At 58.4% G+C, this 16,677-nt stretch carries 16 protein-coding genes and 1 riboswitch; of the genes, 13 read left to right on the forward strand and 3 right to left on the reverse strand.

Features of this window, described 5'->3' with window-relative positions; translation table 11 throughout:
• Nucleotides 1-13: 13 nt before the first annotated feature.
• The 8 genes from ACP15U_RS07950 (at nucleotide 14) to ACP15U_RS07985 (ending at nucleotide 8,354) form a co-directional block, all read left to right on the forward strand.
• Complete coding sequence (locus ACP15U_RS07950; RefSeq protein ID WP_425044616.1) at nucleotides 14-898, forward strand: hemolysin family protein; 885 nt, start codon at nucleotides 14-16, stop codon at nucleotides 896-898.
• Entirely contained in the window at nucleotides 895-2,397 is a 1,503-nt protein-coding gene (lnt, locus tag ACP15U_RS07955) for an apolipoprotein N-acyltransferase (protein WP_425044617.1), read from the forward strand. Before ACP15U_RS07950 ends, lnt begins: the two co-directional genes overlap by 4 nt.
• A gap of 31 nt (nucleotides 2,398-2,428) precedes the next feature.
• Nucleotides 2,429-2,477, forward strand: a riboswitch (SAM-SAH riboswitch).
• A 6-nt stretch (nucleotides 2,478-2,483) separates the two neighbouring features.
• Nucleotides 2,484-3,650 (forward strand): methionine adenosyltransferase, encoded by a 1,167-nt coding sequence (gene metK, locus ACP15U_RS07960; protein ID WP_425044618.1) that lies wholly within the window; start codon nucleotides 2,484-2,486, stop codon nucleotides 3,648-3,650.
• Between the two features lie 183 nt (nucleotides 3,651-3,833).
• Nucleotides 3,834-4,544 carry a tRNA (guanine(46)-N(7))-methyltransferase TrmB gene (gene trmB, locus ACP15U_RS07965; protein ID WP_425044619.1) on the forward strand — a complete coding sequence of 237 codons (711 nt, stop codon included), beginning with the start codon at nucleotides 3,834-3,836 and terminating at the stop codon, nucleotides 4,542-4,544.
• 51 nt (nucleotides 4,545-4,595) lie between these two features.
• Entirely contained in the window at nucleotides 4,596-5,669 is a 1,074-nt protein-coding gene (locus ACP15U_RS07970; protein WP_425044620.1) for an amidohydrolase family protein, read from the forward strand.
• Between the two features lie 133 nt (nucleotides 5,670-5,802).
• On the forward strand, nucleotides 5,803-7,149 hold the full coding sequence (gene aroA / locus ACP15U_RS07975; protein ID WP_425044621.1) for a 3-phosphoshikimate 1-carboxyvinyltransferase: 1,347 nt from the start codon (nucleotides 5,803-5,805) through the stop codon (nucleotides 7,147-7,149).
• Nucleotides 7,146-7,763 carry a (d)CMP kinase gene (locus ACP15U_RS07980; protein WP_425044622.1) on the forward strand — a complete coding sequence of 206 codons (618 nt, stop codon included), beginning with the start codon at nucleotides 7,146-7,148 and terminating at the stop codon, nucleotides 7,761-7,763. Before aroA ends, ACP15U_RS07980 begins: the two co-directional genes overlap by 4 nt.
• A 75-nt stretch (nucleotides 7,764-7,838) precedes the next feature.
• Nucleotides 7,839-8,354 (forward strand): hypothetical protein, encoded by a 516-nt coding sequence (locus tag ACP15U_RS07985; RefSeq protein WP_425044623.1) that lies wholly within the window; start codon nucleotides 7,839-7,841, stop codon nucleotides 8,352-8,354.
• 80 nt (nucleotides 8,355-8,434) lie between these two features.
• Here the strand turns inward: ACP15U_RS07985 and ACP15U_RS07990 are convergent, their stop codons facing one another.
• Nucleotides 8,435-9,994, reverse strand: a complete 1,560-nt coding sequence (locus ACP15U_RS07990) for an AMP-binding protein (protein ID WP_425044624.1) — start codon at nucleotides 9,992-9,994, stop codon at nucleotides 8,435-8,437.
• A 359-nt stretch (nucleotides 9,995-10,353) separates the two neighbouring features.
• Between ACP15U_RS07990 and rpsA the strand changes: the two genes are divergently transcribed.
• From rpsA to trpB, 5 genes are all read left to right on the forward strand, one after another.
• Nucleotides 10,354-12,030: a 30S ribosomal protein S1 gene (rpsA, locus tag ACP15U_RS07995; protein WP_425044625.1), complete on the forward strand. Its 1,677-nt coding sequence runs from the start codon at nucleotides 10,354-10,356 to the stop codon at nucleotides 12,028-12,030.
• A gap of 302 nt (nucleotides 12,031-12,332) precedes the next feature.
• Nucleotides 12,333-12,617 carry an integration host factor subunit beta gene (gene ihfB, locus ACP15U_RS08000; RefSeq protein ID WP_425044626.1) on the forward strand — a complete coding sequence of 95 codons (285 nt, stop codon included), beginning with the start codon at nucleotides 12,333-12,335 and terminating at the stop codon, nucleotides 12,615-12,617.
• A gap of 8 nt (nucleotides 12,618-12,625) precedes the next feature.
• Complete coding sequence (locus ACP15U_RS08005) at nucleotides 12,626-12,976, forward strand: lipopolysaccharide assembly protein LapA domain-containing protein (protein WP_425044673.1); 351 nt, start codon at nucleotides 12,626-12,628, stop codon at nucleotides 12,974-12,976.
• Between the two features lie 3 nt (nucleotides 12,977-12,979).
• On the forward strand, nucleotides 12,980-13,633 hold the full coding sequence (locus ACP15U_RS08010) for a phosphoribosylanthranilate isomerase (protein WP_425044627.1): 654 nt from the start codon (nucleotides 12,980-12,982) through the stop codon (nucleotides 13,631-13,633).
• A gap of 137 nt (nucleotides 13,634-13,770) precedes the next feature.
• Nucleotides 13,771-15,018 carry a tryptophan synthase subunit beta gene (trpB, locus tag ACP15U_RS08015; protein WP_425044628.1) on the forward strand — a complete coding sequence of 416 codons (1,248 nt, stop codon included), beginning with the start codon at nucleotides 13,771-13,773 and terminating at the stop codon, nucleotides 15,016-15,018.
• A gap of 42 nt (nucleotides 15,019-15,060) precedes the next feature.
• Here trpB and ACP15U_RS08020 read toward each other — a convergent pair whose 3' ends face one another.
• Both ACP15U_RS08020 and ACP15U_RS08025 read right to left on the reverse strand, forming a co-directional pair.
• Nucleotides 15,061-15,438, reverse strand: a complete 378-nt coding sequence (locus ACP15U_RS08020; protein ID WP_425044629.1) for a DUF2237 family protein — start codon at nucleotides 15,436-15,438, stop codon at nucleotides 15,061-15,063.
• A gap of 20 nt (nucleotides 15,439-15,458) precedes the next feature.
• Nucleotides 15,459-16,622 carry a serine hydrolase domain-containing protein gene (locus tag ACP15U_RS08025; protein WP_425044630.1) on the reverse strand — a complete coding sequence of 388 codons (1,164 nt, stop codon included), beginning with the start codon at nucleotides 16,620-16,622 and terminating at the stop codon, nucleotides 15,459-15,461.
• Nucleotides 16,623-16,677: the final 55 nt, after the last annotated feature.

Consider the following 16,677-nt stretch of genomic DNA (forward strand, 5'->3'; position numbering starts at 1 on the left):
CCGGATAGGATAAATGGGCGATACAGACGGCAGTTCTAGTGCGGCGCAAAGCGCGCATCACAACGAACCTGAAAGCACGGGTGAAAAGGGAGGTTTTCTGGGCCGCATTCTGGATGCCCTGACACCCTCGGATGATACCGGGGAGTTCCCCGAAAACGGTACCCCGACCCCGAACCTTCAGCCACGCGGAATGATCAATCTGCGGCGCATGCGCGTGGAAGATGTGGCAATTCCTACTGCCGAGATCGTGTCGGTTCCAAGCACAATTCCGAAAGAGGAACTGGTGCAGATTTTCCGCGACAGCGGCCTGACACGGATTCCGGTATATGAAGGCACGTTGGACACCCCGCTTGGGTTTGTTCACCTCAAGGACTTTGCCCTGACCCACGGGTTCAATGGCAACACCGCCGAGTTCGATCTGACAGCCATGCTGCGCCAGCTTCTTTTTGTGCCACCGTCAATGCCAATCGGCGTTCTGCTGACCAAGATGCAGACGGAACGACGTCACATGGCGCTTGTGATCGATGAATATGGCGGGGTGGACGGGCTGCTGACCATCGAGGACCTGATCGAACAGGTTGTTGGCGAGATCGAGGATGAGCATGACAGCGACGAAGGCCAGCTTTGGGTGCAGGAGAAGCCCGGCTGCTACATCGCACAGGCCCGCACTCCGTTGGAGGAGTTCGAGGCCGAAATCGGGCGTTCGCTGACAGGCCACGAAGATGTCGACGAAGAGGATATCGACACTTTGGGTGGTTTGGTCTTCATGCTGTCGGGACGTGTTCCCGCCCGGGGAGAAGTTGTCTTGCACCCTGACGGGCCGGAGTTCGAGGTGATCGACGCCGATCCGCGCCGGATCAAACGGCTGCGGGTCATGTTGCCCGAAGGCACCGCATGATCCAGCGGCTGGCCCGCAAAATATCCCGGAATTCTCTTTTCGCCGCGGGCCTTGGTATGGCTTGCGCAACCGGGCTGGCACCGTTGAGCCTCTGGCCGGTATCACTCGTGTCTTTGGCATTAGTGGGTCTCTTGTATCTACGGTGCAAGAGCGTTCGCGCGGCTGGGACGACAGGTTGGTTCTTCGGATTCGGATATTTTGCGATCGGTCTGCTTTGGATTGTCGAACCGTTTCTGGTTGATGTGGCCCGGCATGGCTGGATGGCGCCATTTGCGCTGGTTTTTATGTCCGGGGGTCTTTCACTGTTCTGGACGGCTGCATTCATGGCTGCGGCCAGGTGGGGAAAAAGTGATCTGTCGCGGATGCTGTTGCTGGTGGCCTTCTGGGGGCTGGCAGAGTTCGCCAGAGCCTATCTGCTCACCGGGTTTCCCTGGGCGGCCTTTGCACAGCATTGGGTGGATACTCCGGTGGCTTTGCTTTTGGCATGGATCGGCCCTCACGGGTTGGCTTTAGGGACGCTGTGTGCAGCCCTACTTGCAGCACTGGCAGTTCACCGTCGATCGATGAAGCCCTTGGTTGGCACCTTACCGGTTTTGGTTGCAGCGTTCCTGCCATTTTGGTTCGCGGGCGAGACCGCGGAAACCGACGCCGTAATCCGGATGGTTCAACCCAACGCCCCGCAGCACCAAAAATGGGATCCAGCGCATATCCCGATATTCTATCAGCGACAGCTGGATATGACGGCGGCAGGATCGCCGCCGGACCTGATCGTTTGGCCTGAAACCGCCATTCCGAGCCTGCTGGATCAGGCCGGGCCTGTTCTGGCGGAGATCTCTCATTCGGCACGAGGATCACCGGTGGTTCTCGGGTTGCGCAGGATTGAAGGGAGCCGGATTTACAACAGCGCTGTTCTGATCGACGGGACCGGCGTGGCAACGGACATCTACGACAAGCACCACCTTGTTCCCTTCGGGGAATACGTGCCGTTCGGTGATTTGGCCGCGCGTTTTGGGATCCACGGGTTCGCGGCTGAGCAAGGGCAGGGGTTTTCGGCAGGGCCGGGTCCACGGCTGATGGATCTGGGACCGCTGGGAACAGCACTGCCTCTGATTTGTTACGAGGCGGTGTTTCCCCAAGATGTGAACGCCGCGCCTGCGCGACCAACTCTGTTGATGCAATTGACCAACGACGCATGGTTTGGCACTCACTCCGGCCCGTATCAGCACATGGCACAGGCAAGAATGCGGGCCATTGAACAGGGGCTGCCCATGCTACGGGTCGCCAATACCGGGGTCTCAGCGATGATCGATCCCCATGGCAAAGTGATGCGGCAGATACCGTTGGGCCAGTCAGGCTACGCGGATGCTGCCCTTCCGGCTCCGTTGCCGCCCACGTTCTATTCTTCAAGCGGGGATCTGCCTGCTCTGGTCGTACTGTTTCTTGTGGCAGGGATTGCAATCCGGTTTGACCGCCGAATTTCCAGTTCGAATACGGATTGACCTAGTGCGCTGGCGCGCGTATCCCGGCTGAGCCCAATCACAACGGCTTCCTGGCGTGATGGGATACACCTAATGGAGCACCTTCTATGACTCGAAAGAATTTTACGTTTACCTCGGAATCGGTTTCCGAGGGTCACCCCGATAAAGTTTGCGACCGTATTTCCGACGCTGTTCTTGATGCCTTCCTGACCGAAGATCGCTTTTCCCGCGTGGCGTGTGAGACCTTTGCGACCACCGACCGCGTCGTAATCGGTGGCGAGGTCCGTGGCCCTGCCAGCGTGATAGAACGCGTTGAAGAAATTGCGCGTGAGTGCGTGAAGGACATCGGATACGAGCAGAAGGACTTTCATTGGGCGAACATGAAAGTCAACAACTACCTGCATGCCCAGAGCGCGGATATCGCGCAGGGCGTCGACGCGGGTGACAACAAGGACGAAGGTGCCGGCGACCAGGGCATCATGTTCGGGTATGCCACAACCGAAACGCCGGCGCTGATGCCTGCCCCGATCCAGTACAGCCATGCGATCCTTCGCCGTCTGGCAGAAGTGCGAAAAAACGGAACCGAGCCGGCGCTTGGCCCTGATGCCAAGTCCCAGCTGTCGGTGGTGTATGAAAACGGGAAACCCGTTCGGGTAAGCTCGGTCGTTCTGTCTACTCAGCACCTGGACGAAGACCTGAGCAGCAACGACATCCGCGCCATCGTCGAACCGTATATTCGTGAAGAGCTGCCGGAAGGCTGGTTGACTGATGCAACCGAGTGGCATGTCAATCCGACGGGTAAATTCGTGATCGGTGGGCCTGATGGCGACGCTGGTCTGACGGGCCGCAAGATCATCGTGGATACTTATGGTGGCGCGGCCCCGCACGGCGGTGGCGCGTTTTCGGGCAAGGACCCAACCAAGGTTGACCGTTCGGCGGCCTATGCCGCGCGCTACCTTGCAAAGAACGTGGTCGCTGCCGGCATGGCGGAACGCTGCACCATTCAGCTTTCATACGCGATCGGCGTCTCCAAGCCGCTGTCGATTTATGCTGATACCCATGGAACAGGTGAAGTCGGCCCGGCGGCCATCGAAAAGGCAATCGACGAAGCGATGGACCTGACACCACGGGGGATTCGCGAGCATCTTGGTCTGAACCACCCGATCTATCAGAGAACGGCAGCATATGGCCATTTCGGGCGCCAGCCCGAGGCTGATGGCGGTTTCAGCTGGGAACGCACCAATCTTGTCGAAGCGCTCAAGAAAGCGGTCTGAACCGCAACTGGCAGGTTTTCGAACGGGCGGCCCAAGGGTCACCCGTTTTTTTCGAATGTGCTGAATTCGTCATTCGTCGCCGCCAATCAAGGTATTTGGCGAACCCCCAGAGCCTGGACTGATCCGGGCTTCTGCCCATGCCGGCACTTGCAACCCGGACTTCGGGGAAGTATGGCCCGCGCCATGAAAACCGATCACCCGCAACGCCCCCGCAGAAATTTCTATGGCCGCTTCAAAGGCAAGTCGCTGAAGCAAAGCCAGAAGATCTATCTGGATGAGGATCTCGCGGCCCTTGCGCCGGGCGCCGTAGACTGGGACAGCAATCCTGACAGGCTGCCACTCGATCTGAACGGTTTGTTCGACGGCAAGCCGGTTTGGTTGGAAATCGGGTTTGGTGGCGGTGAGCATTTGGTGCATCAGGCCGCTTCGAACCCCGATGTCGGGATCATAGGGGCAGAGCCTTACATCAACGGTGTCGCGATGCTGCTTGGAAAAATCCGCCGCGCCGGGGTGGAGAACCTCGCCGTGCATCCGGGTGATGTTCGGGATCTGTTTGACGTTCTGCCTGATCAGAGCGTTGCAAAAGCCTTTCTGCTCTACCCGGATCCGTGGCCGAAGAAACGGCACCATCGCAGACGGTTCGTGACCCAGGAACATTTGGAGCCTTTGGCCCGTGTGATGAAACCTGGTGCGATCTTCCGTGTCGCAACGGATATTCCCGACTACGTGCGCCAGACCTTGGAAGAAGTCCCGAAGGCCGGTTTTGAATGGCTGGCAGAGGGGCCAACGGATTGGCGGCAGCCGTGGGATGACTGGATTTCGACCCGATACGAGCAAAAGGCACTGCGTGAGGGCAGGGTGCCGCACTATTTGACATTCCGTCGACAGGGCTGACGGCTGCGATAGACTGGGAACATACAATACTGTTCCCGAAGGTCATTGCCCGTGTCCGATATTCGCATCATCAATTGCCACATTCACCTGTTCACCGGAAAGCACATTCCCGAGGACTACCCTTACTGGTTCCTGAGGCCGCTCAAGCGGATGCCTTGGCTGATACGCCTGCTAGCGGGGCTGATGTGCCTGATCGGACAGCATCCGGCAGCGGAAAAACTCGATCGGCTGCATCGGTTTCAGAAAGAGTCTCAGGCAGGAAGCCAGAAGGCCATTCTGGACAATGTCCGGCGCCATTATCCCGACAACACCCGGTTTGTCGTTTTGCCGATGGACCTGTCTGCTTTCGGATACGGTCGCCCAGAAGTCTCCTTGGCCCGGCAGCATGACGAACTTGCAGAACTGACCCGAGACCCTGACATTGGAAAGGCGGTCATTCCCTTTGCCACCATTGATCCACGAGCGGATCCGCAAGCGACCGAGCTGTGGCGCGCTGTGAACCAACTCGGGTTCAAAGGGGTAAAGATCTACCCTCGGCTTGGTTTCGCGCCCGATGACCCGCGCCTGATGTCGCATGTTTATCCAAAGATGGAGGCACATGGGTTGCCCTTGATGACGCATTGTTCGCGCGGAGGCGTGCAGGGCCGGGAGTTGTCCGACCATCGCGCGGACCGTTTTACCGAGCCGCAGGCTTACTTGTCGATCATGCGGGCCCATCCCCGGCTGCGAATCTGCCTTGCCCATTTCGGAGGGCAGAAAGATTGGGCGGCTTATGTGAACCCGGATCAGGAGAACCCACTGGCCGATGAGTATACCCGCAACTGGCAGGTGCAGATCCGGCGCATGATCGGCAGCGGAAACTATCCGGGCCTGTGGACAGACATCAGCTACACCTTGTTTCACTTCGAAGACTATGTGCCTTTCCTGAGGCTTTTTCTGATGGGCGATGAACCCGAGGACGAAAGGTTGCGAAAGCGGGTCTTGTTCGGGTCCGACTTTTATATGACCCGGCAGGAGGAGCTTTCGGAAAAGGCGGTCTGCTTTCGGCTTCGAAATGCGTTGGGCGAAGAGGTGTTTCGACAGATCGCCGAAGAAAACCCGGCTCGATGGCTGGGAGAGACCTGACTGGCTAACGGCTGCTGGTCTTTCGGGCGCTTGCACACAGGCCGCTTGAGCTTGGCGGGGCCGCCTTTGTTGCTGGACGGTCGGGCGGCAATTCGCTAATCGGCTTGGGACTATTCGCGCGAAAGGAACCTCGATGTCCGGACACGGCACTCCACTTCCAATGACCTCATCCGCTTGCGGGCCTTTGAATGGCGTTGCCGAGGTGCCGGGGGACAAGTCGATTTCCCACCGGTCTCTGATTCTGGGAGCTATGGCGGTTGGGGAAACCCGGATCACTGGCCTGCTCGAAGGCGAAGACGTTCTGGACACTGCAAAAGCCATGCGGGCATTTGGTGCCGAAGTGACGCGACATGACGATGGGTCGTGGTCGGTGCATGGCGTTGGTGTCGGCGGGTTTGCCGAACCGGATCAGGTTATCGACTGTGGCAATTCGGGAACCGGCGTGCGGCTGATAATGGGCACTATGGCCACGTCGCCGATCACCGTGACATTCACGGGTGATGCCAGTCTCAATGGGCGTCCTATGGCGAGGGTTACCGACCCGCTTGCCCTGTTCGGAGCACAGGCGGTCGGACGCAACGGCGGGCGTTTGCCGATGACCATCGTGGGCGCGGCGGATCCAGTCCCTGTCCGCTATGAGGTTCCGGTTCCGTCAGCTCAGGTAAAGTCCGCCGTCTTGCTGGCCGGATTGAACGCCCCGGGGCAGACTGTCGTGATCGAAAAAGAGGCGACGCGCGATCATTCCGAACGGATGCTGGCGGGTTTCGGCGCCGAGATCTCGGTGGAAGAATCCGAAGATGGTCGCGTGATTACGCTGACCGGCCGGCCTGAGCTCAAGCCGCAGGTGATCGCGGTTCCTCGGGATCCATCCAGCGCCGCATTCCCTGTCTGTGCAGCATTGATCACGCCGGGCTCGGATGTTCTGGTTCCGGGTATCGGGTTAAACCCGACCCGCGCCGGGCTGTTCACGACGTTACGCGAGATGGGTGCCAATCTGACCTACGAAAACGAACGCGAAGAAGGCGGAGAGCCTGTCGCCGATCTCAGGGCGCGCTTCTCGCCCGACATGAAAGGGATCGTTGTCCCCGCTGAGCGTGCGGCTTCAATGATTGACGAATACCCGGTGCTTTCGGTGGTGGCCGCCAACTCTACCGGCAAGACTATGATGGGCGGTGTCAAGGAACTGCGGGTGAAGGAAAGCGATCGGATCGATGCGATGGCTCGTGGTTTGCGCGCCTGTGGTGTGACCATCGAAGAGGGCGAGGACTGGTGGGAGGTCACCGGGCTCGGACCGCAGGGTGTACCGGGCGGCGCGGTTTGCGAGAGCTTTCTTGACCACCGTATTGCCATGTCTTTCATGGTGCTTGGGATGGCTGCGCAAGCACCGGTTTCGGTAGATGACGGAAACCCGATCGCCACGTCTTTTCCGATCTTTGAACCGCTATTGAACGGGCTTGGCGCCCGGGTGAAACGTGGATGAGTTTCACTGTTGCGATTGATGGTCCCGCTGCTGCGGGCAAGGGTACAATTTCCAAGGGTGTCGCTGCGCATTTCGGATTTGCGCATCTGGATACCGGGTTATTGTATCGTGCAGTCGGATGGCGGACCTTGAACGGAGAAGACCCCTTGGAGGCGGCGCGGGCGCTGGTGCCGGATGATCTTGAGCGGGGCGACTTGCGCACAGCCGAAGTCGCGCAAGCGGCGTCCAGGGTGGCTGTGAACTCCGATGTCCGGTCTGCGCTGGTCACATTCCAGCGCGAGTTTTCCCGCCGCCCCGGTGGCGCGGTTCTCGATGGCCGGGACATTGGCACGGTGATCTGTCCAAGTGCCGAAGTGAAGCTCTATGTGACCGCGAGTGCAGAAATTCGGGCGGAACGGCGGTATCTGGAACTGTCTGCGAAGGGTTCCGACATAACCCGCGAACAGGTGCTGGCGGATGTGCGGGAACGGGATACAAGAGATGCCGACCGCAGCACGGCTCCGATGAAACCGGCGGCGGACGCGGTTCTGCTCGACACGTCGGATATGAGCGTGGCGGAGGCTCTGAAGGCCGCTTTGGCGATCGTCGACAGAGCGCTTGGCGCAGTCGCCTGAGGGTGGTCACCAAGCTGTGTGTCGCAAGATGACGGCTATTGGGGTTAGGCTGCGGGTATTCCGCAGGAGCTGCCCATGATCCGAACTGTTCTTTTCTGCCTTTGTCTTGCGGTGCCGGTTGCCGCCCAGGAAGCCGAGCCGCCAATGAGTTATGAAAGGCTTGGGCGTATCCTGTTTGCTTTGGACCCTGAGACGCGACCAAATGGACCGGGTTTCGAACTTACCATTCAGGGTTTGCCGGTTGTAGTTGTTACTGACCCCGCGGCGGATCGGATGCGGGCAATGGTTCCGGTTCGGTCTTCCGACGAAATGTCCGAGGACGAACTCCGACGGGTATTGCAGGCCAATTTCGACACGGCATTGGATGCTCGTTATGCGGTTGCCAATGGCGTTTTGTGGGCGGTGTTTATCCACCCTCTTTCGCCGTTGGAGAAAAACCAGCTGATCTCTGGGCTGGCGCAGACGGTAAATGTGGCCCTAAGCTATGGGACGCTTTTTTCCGGCGGAGCGATGCAGTTCGGTGGAGGTGACAGCGGAAGGCTTCAGCGACAACTGATCGACGACCTGCTGAAGAAGGGCGAGGATATCTAGTTTGTGTTGTGGCCGTTCAGTGCGGCAAAACTTGTCCCGGCGCAGTTTGGCGCCGGGGTGTCTGCACTGCGGTCGATACTCTAGCCTGCTGCCAGCCTGTCCCGCAGAAACCGTCTGAGGATCTTGCCCGACGGTGATTTTGGAATTTCGTCAACGATTTCAAGAACCCGGACTTGCTTGTAATGCGCCAACCGATCTTCAAGATAGGATTGAACGACTTCCAGTGTCGGCGCGCTTTGCCCTGGCGGGGCGACTATGAAGGCCATTGGCAGTTCGCCGGCCTCTGAGTCCGGCTTTCCGATAACGGCGGCGTCTACGATGGCCGGATGGGTCAGCAATTCGGCTTCGACCTCGGCCGGGGCAACCTGAAACCCCTTGAACTTGATCAGCTCCTTCAGGCGATCAGTGATGTAGAGAAAGCCGTCATTGTCGAAATGGGCAATATCGCCGGTACGCAACCAATCCCCTTCTGCCATGGTTTGTTCGGTCGCCTTGGGATTATTGAGATAGCCCTTCATAACCTGCGGCCCCCGGACCCAGAGCTCTCCGTCTTCTCCGGCTGGTCGGTCCTGACCGGTTGCCGGGTCAACGATCCGGCATTCGGTGTTCGGCAGCGTCACGCCCGAAGCACCGGGCTTGCCTTGCCCGAAAGGTGATACGTGGCTTACCGGGCTGAGTTCCGTCATTCCGTAGCCCTGATTGACCGCCGCATCAAGGCGGGCGGCGAGGGCCTCGGCAGTGTCTCTGCCCAGTGGTGCGGCAGCGCTGAATACCTTTTCCACGAAGGACAGATCATACTTGTCGACAAGTGGGTGCATCGCCAGTGCAAGTGCCACCGGTGGCACGATCCAAAGCCGAGGTGTCTTGTAGGTGTTGATCGTCTCCAGGTAATCTTCCAGATCGAAGCGCGGCATGGTTATCAGACCACCACCCGCGGTGAGGTAAATGTTCATCAGGACCTGCAGCCCGTAGATATGAAAGAAGGGTAGGAAGGCCAGCGTGATCTCCCCTTTGACAAGATCCGCCGGAACCAAAGTCTGGTCGATGTTCACCACAAGGTTCTGATGCGTCAGCATTACGCCTTTTGGCAACCCGGTCGTGCCCGAGGAATAGGGTAGGGCCACGACATGATCAGCAACATTCACAGGTACCTGTTCTTCCAGCGGAGCCCCCATGAGATCGGCAAGGGCAACCGTGCCTTCGGGCGCGTCGCCGATTACGACGATCTCCTTCACACCGGTGCCCGCTATGGCCTCTTTGGCGGTGTCCACAAACATACCGATTGTGACCAGAACATCCGCTTTCGCGTCATTCAGCTGATAATTCACCTCATGTGCGGTGTAAGTCGGGTTGATCGTGGTAATCGTGCCACCGGCCCAAGCTGCTGCGTGAAACACAACGCAGTATTCCGGAATATTGGGAGCCATGAGGGCGATGCACTTGCCTGCGCCCATCCCGTGCCCGGTCATCCCCCCGGCCAGCGACTTAACGGCAGCCATGAATTCCGCTCCTGTCATCTTGCGACCTGTGGGCCCATCGATCAGGATCTCCATTTCGGGATCGATGCCCTCGAAGACCCTTTGTGTGACGGTTTTGTCCGTTACTTCTACGTCTGGAAATGTGCTTTTGATAATTGCCATTAGAATTGCTCCCCGTTCCGTTTTTGGACTTTTTATGTCTCTTCAATCCGGCCACCTTAGGCCGGATTGCCCTGAATCCCAAATCCGGGCCTGCGGAGTCTGGTTGGGAAAAACCGACCGGTTGCGCGAAGCCCTTGCCAGGCTGGGCCAAACACCCTATAGAGCGCCTGTCAAACAAGGCGAAAACGCCGCAAAACACTGGAATCGGGCAGGGTCGGAACTTTCCGGCCCGGTTTGTTTTGCGTCAAGGTATGGCCTTTCGTCTGACCAATCCGTTCCGCCCAAGGCGGACATCAATCAAGACCGGCGGAGACAACCGCTCGGCCAGATAAAGCGTAAGTAAAGGAAAACACTGCCACATGGCTAACGCATCCATGGAGGAATTCGAAGCCCTCCTGAATGAAAGCTTCGAAATGGACACGCCCGAAGAGGGTTCTGTTGTCAAAGGCAAGGTCATCGCCATTGAGGCGGGCCAGGCCATCATCGATGTCGGCTACAAAATGGAAGGCCGAGTCGAACTGAAAGAATTCGCAAATCCCGGCGAAGCTCCTGAGATCGCTGTTGGTGACGAGGTCGAAGTCTACCTCCGTGCCGCAGAGAACGCCCGTGGCGAAGCCGTCATCTCGCGTGAGATGGCCCGCCGTGAAGAGGCATGGGACCGTCTGGAAAAAGCATATGCCGACGACCAGCGCGTCGAAGGCGCGATCTTTGGCCGTGTCAAGGGTGGCTTCACCGTTGATCTGGGTGGTGCGGTTGCATTCCTGCCCGGTTCGCAAGTCGATGTTCGCCCCGTGCGGGACGCCGGCCCGCTGATGGGTCTCAAGCAGCCGTTCCAGATCCTGAAAATGGATCGCCGCCGTGGCAACATCGTTGTGTCGCGCCGTGCCATTCTGGAAGAGAGCCGGGCCGAACAGCGTGCCGAAGTTATCGGCAACCTCAGCGAAGGTCAGGCCGTGGATGGTGTCGTCAAGAACATCACCGAATACGGTGCCTTTGTGGATCTGGGCGGTGTCGACGGGCTGCTGCACGTCACCGATATGGCATGGCGTCGGGTCAACCACCCGTCAGAAATCCTGTCGATCGGCGAGACCGTCAAGGTTCAGGTCATCAAGATCAACAAGGAAACCCATCGTATCAGCCTCGGCATGAAGCAGCTGCAGGAAGATCCGTGGGATCTGGTGGGTGCCAAGTACCCGCTGGCCTCGGTGCACAAGGGTCGCGTGACCAACATCACCGACTACGGTGCATTTGTTGAGCTCGAGCCGGGCGTCGAAGGTCTTGTCCACGTTTCCGAGATGTCCTGGACCAAGAAAAACGTTCACCCCGGCAAGATCGTTTCGACCAGCCAGGAAGTCGACGTCATGGTTCTGGAAATCGACGGTGCCAAGCGCCGCGTTTCGCTGGGCCTCAAGCAGACCATGCGCAACCCGTGGGAAGTCTTTGCAGAGACCCACCCCGAGGGCACGCAGGTCGAGGGCGAAGTCAAGAACATCACCGAGTTTGGTCTGTTCATCGGTCTCGAAGGCGACATCGACGGCATGGTTCACCTGTCCGACCTGTCCTGGGACGAGCGTGGCGAGGATGCCATCCAGAACTACCGCAAGGGCGACGTTGTTCAGGCGGTTGTGTCCGAAGTCGACGTCGAGAAAGAGCGCATCTCGCTCTCGATCAAGGCTCTGGGCGGTGACAAGTTCGCCGAGGCCGTCGGCGGCGTGAAGCGTGGATCGGTCATCACCGTGAACGTGACCGCAATCGAAGATGGCGGCATCGAGGTGGAATACGAAGGCATGAAATCCTTCATCCGCCGTTCGGACCTGTCGCGTGATCGCGCAGAGCAGCGCCCTGAGCGTTTCTCGGTCGGCGACAAGGTCGACGTTCGCGTCACCAATGTCGACAGCAAGACCCGTCGTCTGGGCCTCTCGATCAAGGCGCGCGAAATCGCCGAAGAGAAGGAAGCCGTGGAACAGTATGGCTCCTCGGATTCCGGCGCATCGCTTGGCGACATTCTGGGCGCGGCCCTGAAGACCGGCGACTAATTCGGTCTGAACAACCAGAGAATCAGGACGGCCCCGCGCATTGTGCGGGGCCGTTTTGCGTCCCTAGGGCGATTTTTTTCCGAATCAAGGCTGTCGCTGCGTCGCCGCAATTGTGCTCCGGGACGGTGGCAAGCAACCGACACCAGAAAAAAATGGCGCCAATTCCCCCCTATTGAGGGCTTGTAGGGCAAAAAACTGGTGCACTCAGAAAGACTTGCAGTTTCCGCTGCGCGGTTTTCTTCCTATATTCGAACGTGACAATGCACTGCTCAACAAGTGTGACCTTGGGAGGGGACGCGAAAATGATCCGTTCAGAACTGATCCAGAAAATTGCTGATGAAAATCCACATCTCTACCAGCGGGACGTTGAGCGGATCGTGAACACCGTGTTCGAGGAAGTGACCAATGCGATGTCCCGGGGTGACCGGGTAGAATTGCGTGGGTTCGGAGCATTTTCGGTCAAGAAGCGCGACGCGCGGATTGGTCGCAATCCAAGAACCGGCGAAACAGTGCATGTGGAAGAGAAGCACGTGCCGTTCTTCAAGACAGGCAAGCTGCTTCGGGATCGACTGAACGGAAAAGCATAAACAACATGATGCGCTACATTCGCTACGCCTTCCTTGGCTCGCTCGGGATCATTCTGATCTCGGTCTCGCTTGCCAATCGGAACATGGTGACACTCAAGCTGATGCCGGATGATCTGGCTGACCTGCTTGGCTTCAACTTCACCATCGGTCTGCCGCTGTTCGTGGTGGTGCTTGGCGGTATCGCTTCGGGTTTGGTAATTGGGTTTTTCTGGGAATGGCTGCGGGAACATAAGCATCGCCGCGATGCCGGACAGAAAGCTCGAGAAGTTCGCAAGCTCGAACGCGAAGTCTCGCGTCTCAAAACCGAAAAGAACGAAGGCAAGGATGAGATACTTGCCATCCTTGACGAGGCAAGCTGAGCCTTGACCGACAAGGTCAGCGTGAAGATCTGCGGTCTTACGACCGCAGAGCAGGTTCAAGCTGTCGCGGCGGCCGGAGCCCGCTATGCAGGCTTTGTATTCTTTCCAAAATCGCCACGGCATCTTGAGGTGCCCAAGGCTGCCGAGATCGCAGGCTCTGCGCCGGTTGGTCTGGCCAAGGTTGCTCTTACAGTGAATGCCACTGACGCGCAGCTGGATTACATCCTCGAATCCGTGCCGCTGGACATGTTGCAGTTGCATGGCAGGGAAAGCCCAGAGCGCGTCGCGGAAATCCGGGACCGGTTTGGCTTGCCTGTTATGAAGGCGATTGGCATTGCTGACGAGGCGGATCTTCCGCAAATTTCTGCGTACGAAGACGTTGCGGACCAGCTCTTGATCGACGCGAAACCACCCAAGGATGCTGAATTGCCAGGCGGGAACGGGCTGGCCTTTGACTGGCGGTTACTGGCGGGGCGAAAATACTGGCGTCGGCCTTGGATGCTCGCCGGCGGCCTGACGCCCGAAAACGTCGCCGAAGCGGTCAGGATGACCGGAGCGCGACAGGTTGATGTGTCTTCCGGCGTGGAGCGCGCGCCCGGGGTCAAGAGCGCTGATCTGATCTCGTCTTTTGTGCGTGCGGCCCACGGCGAACCCTAGAAACCCGACATGCCGTTTTGCCAAGCTTTCCCTATTGAGAAAACAAGGGTTCTTTTGGAGGGTAATCCGGGTGCCTTGGCTTGCCCTCGGCGGTTCTGAGCACTAGGACAGAATTAACGCAACAAAGGGCGCGAAACATGGCCAACGACCTTTTCAATTCCTTCATGTCCGGCCCGGATGAAAATGGCCGGTTCGGCATTTTCGGCGGGCGCTTTGTCAGTGAAACCCTGATGCCGCTGATCCTGTCTCTGGAAGAGGAATACGACAAGGCCAAGGATGACCCGACATTCTGGGCCGAGATGGATGACCTCTGGGCAAATTACGTTGGTCGCCCCAGTCCGTTGTATTATGCAGAACGACTGACCGAACATTTGGGCGGCGCCAAGATCTATCTCAAGCGGGACGAGCTGAACCATACCGGCGCTCACAAGATCAACAACGTTCTGGGCCAGATCATTCTCGCCCGGCGAATGGGCAAGACCCGGATCATCGCCGAAACCGGGGCAGGGCAGCATGGCGTTGCGACGGCAACCGTCTGTGCCAAGTTCGGCCTGAAATGCGTCGTGTATATGGGCGCGCATGATGTTCAGAGACAGGCCCCCAACGTTTTCCGCATGCGCCTGCTGGGGGCCGAGGTGATCCCGGTCACATCCGGTCGCGGTACGCTCAAGGATGCGATGAATGACGCGCTGAGGGATTGGGTAACGAATGTGCGCGATACCTTCTACTGCATCGGCACCGTAGCCGGCCCACACCCGTATCCCGCGATGGTTCGGGATTTCCAATCCATCATTGGCAAGGAAGCTAAAGAGCAGATGATGAAGGCCGAAGGCCGCCTGCCTGACACGATCATCGCCGCAATTGGCGGGGGATCAAATGCGATGGGCCTGTTCTACCCGTTCCTTGACGACAAGTCGGTCAACATCATTGGAGTCGAAGCCGGCGGCAAGGGCGTCGACGAGAAGATGGAGCATTGCGCGTCTCTGACAGGTGGGCGCCCGGGCGTCCTGCACGGAAACCGGACCTATTTACTTCAGGACGATGACGGGCAGATCCTCGAGGGATACTCGATCTCGGCCGGGCTTGATTACCCCGGTATCGGACCGGAGCACAGCTGGCTGCACGAGGTAGGCCGCGCTGAGTATGTGTCGATCACCGACAAAGAGGCGTTGGAGGCGTTCCAGCTATGTTGTGCGACCGAAGGCATCATTCCGGCTCTGGAACCCTGCCACGCGCTCGCGCATGTGATGAAGATTGCCCCGACGCTTCCCGAAGATCACCTGATCTGCATGAACATGTGCGGGCGTGGCGACAAGGATGTTCAGACGGTGGCCAAGTATCTCGGGTTTGACATGTCCGACACCGAAGGCAGGGACGCTCACTGATTTCCTGCGTTTCCGCCCGGTGGTCATTTGCTGTTGCCGGGCTCAGCCCCCGGCGTGCGCGTTCTCCTTGAGCACCGAAAGCGGTACGATTTCCAGCGCCCGGGCATGTGTGGCTGACAGTTTCACCTTGGGTGCACACCCTTCGTCATGGGCTTGCATGAAACGCGCGGCGCACAGGCACCATTGATCACCGGGCATTAGTCCGGTGAACCGGAAATCCGGGCGCGGCGTGCTGAGGTCATTACCGACATATTTCGAGAACGCGAGGAATTCGGCAGTCATCACTGCGCAGACGGTGTGACTTCCCCGATCCTCGGCACAGGTATTGCAGTGGCCGTCGCGGAAGAAGCCGGTGAGCGGGTCGGACGAACACAGTTGAAGTTCGTCCCCAAGAACATTTAGCGGGGCATCAGGTGTCATGCCCGTAGTCTACATGTTTTTCACAGCGATTGGGTGATCTTGCGGAACATTTCGATATTGAGTTCGTTCACGCCGTCATCGCGGAAGTTCCGGTCGGCTCCAGTGGTCATGATGACCACGCCGCGCTTCTGATCCATATAAAGATACTGGCCATAGACACCGCGACCAAAGAATTCGCCTTCATGTGCTCCAGCGGGAATCCTCCACTGGTATCCATACCCTTCTTTACCGGGCTCGGTTGGCGCGGTCGCCGCCGTGGATTCCGCGATCCAATCCACAGGAATTACCTGCTGGCCATTGTACTGGCCGTTTTGCAGTATCATTTGCCCGAAACGTGCAAAATCACGGGTGGTAAAGTTCAACCCGCCCAGAACAAAGGCAACACCGGCCCCGTCGGTTATATAATACCCGTCGCGTTCCATACCCAACGGAACCAGGACCTTTTCCGAGAGCAACTCAGGAACACTGCGCCCGGTCGCGCCTCGGATCACCATGCTGATAACGTGGGTGTCGATTGACACGTATTTCCATGTTTCGCCCGGATCAGCGAAAGTTTCTGTAATCGAGGCCGCGAAATCGTCCAGCTTGCCACCGAGCGCCACCGCCCGACCCATCCGGTTGATATCGGAGTCATAGTCCAGATAGTCCTCGTCGAACACGACCCCGCTGGCCATGTTCAGGACGTTCCTGATGCTGGCACCATCGTAGGCGGATCCCTTGAGCAGGGGTGCATATTTCACAACCGGGTCATCCAGCGAGTCAAATGCGCCTTCGTCTTCCAGCACACCGAACAGGGCCGAGAGGTAGCTTTTGGCAATCGACCAGGAAATGCGGCGATCGTCCGGTCCTGTTCCCAGGTAGTATTCCTCGTACCGGATTTTGCCGCCCTGCATGACCAGAAGAGATGTCACGGCCCGTTCTTCGATCCACTGGCCGGTCCCCGCCGGCAGCTCGAATTCCGCTCCGTATGGCAGCTCGGTTGTCGCACCTGCTCCGCGAGGTAGAGGAGCCGTCAGAAAGGCCGCGTCCATGTTGGAGAAATTATGAACGATCTTTTCTTCGGAAAACAGCGAATTCACCGCCAGCAGACGCGTGATTTCCTCGCGCTTCCAAAAGCCAACCACGAGGGTTGCGAGAACCAGTGCCAGAAGAATCCGACCCAACCACTTGCCAACTCTGCGCATGAAACTCTCCGTCGCAATTTCCAGCCCATACCCTGCAAACAGTCACGGGCCAAGG

It is taken from the genome of Primorskyibacter sp. S87 (assembly GCF_049801055.1).
GTDB lineage: Bacteria > Pseudomonadota > Alphaproteobacteria > Rhodobacterales > Rhodobacteraceae > JBNAGF01.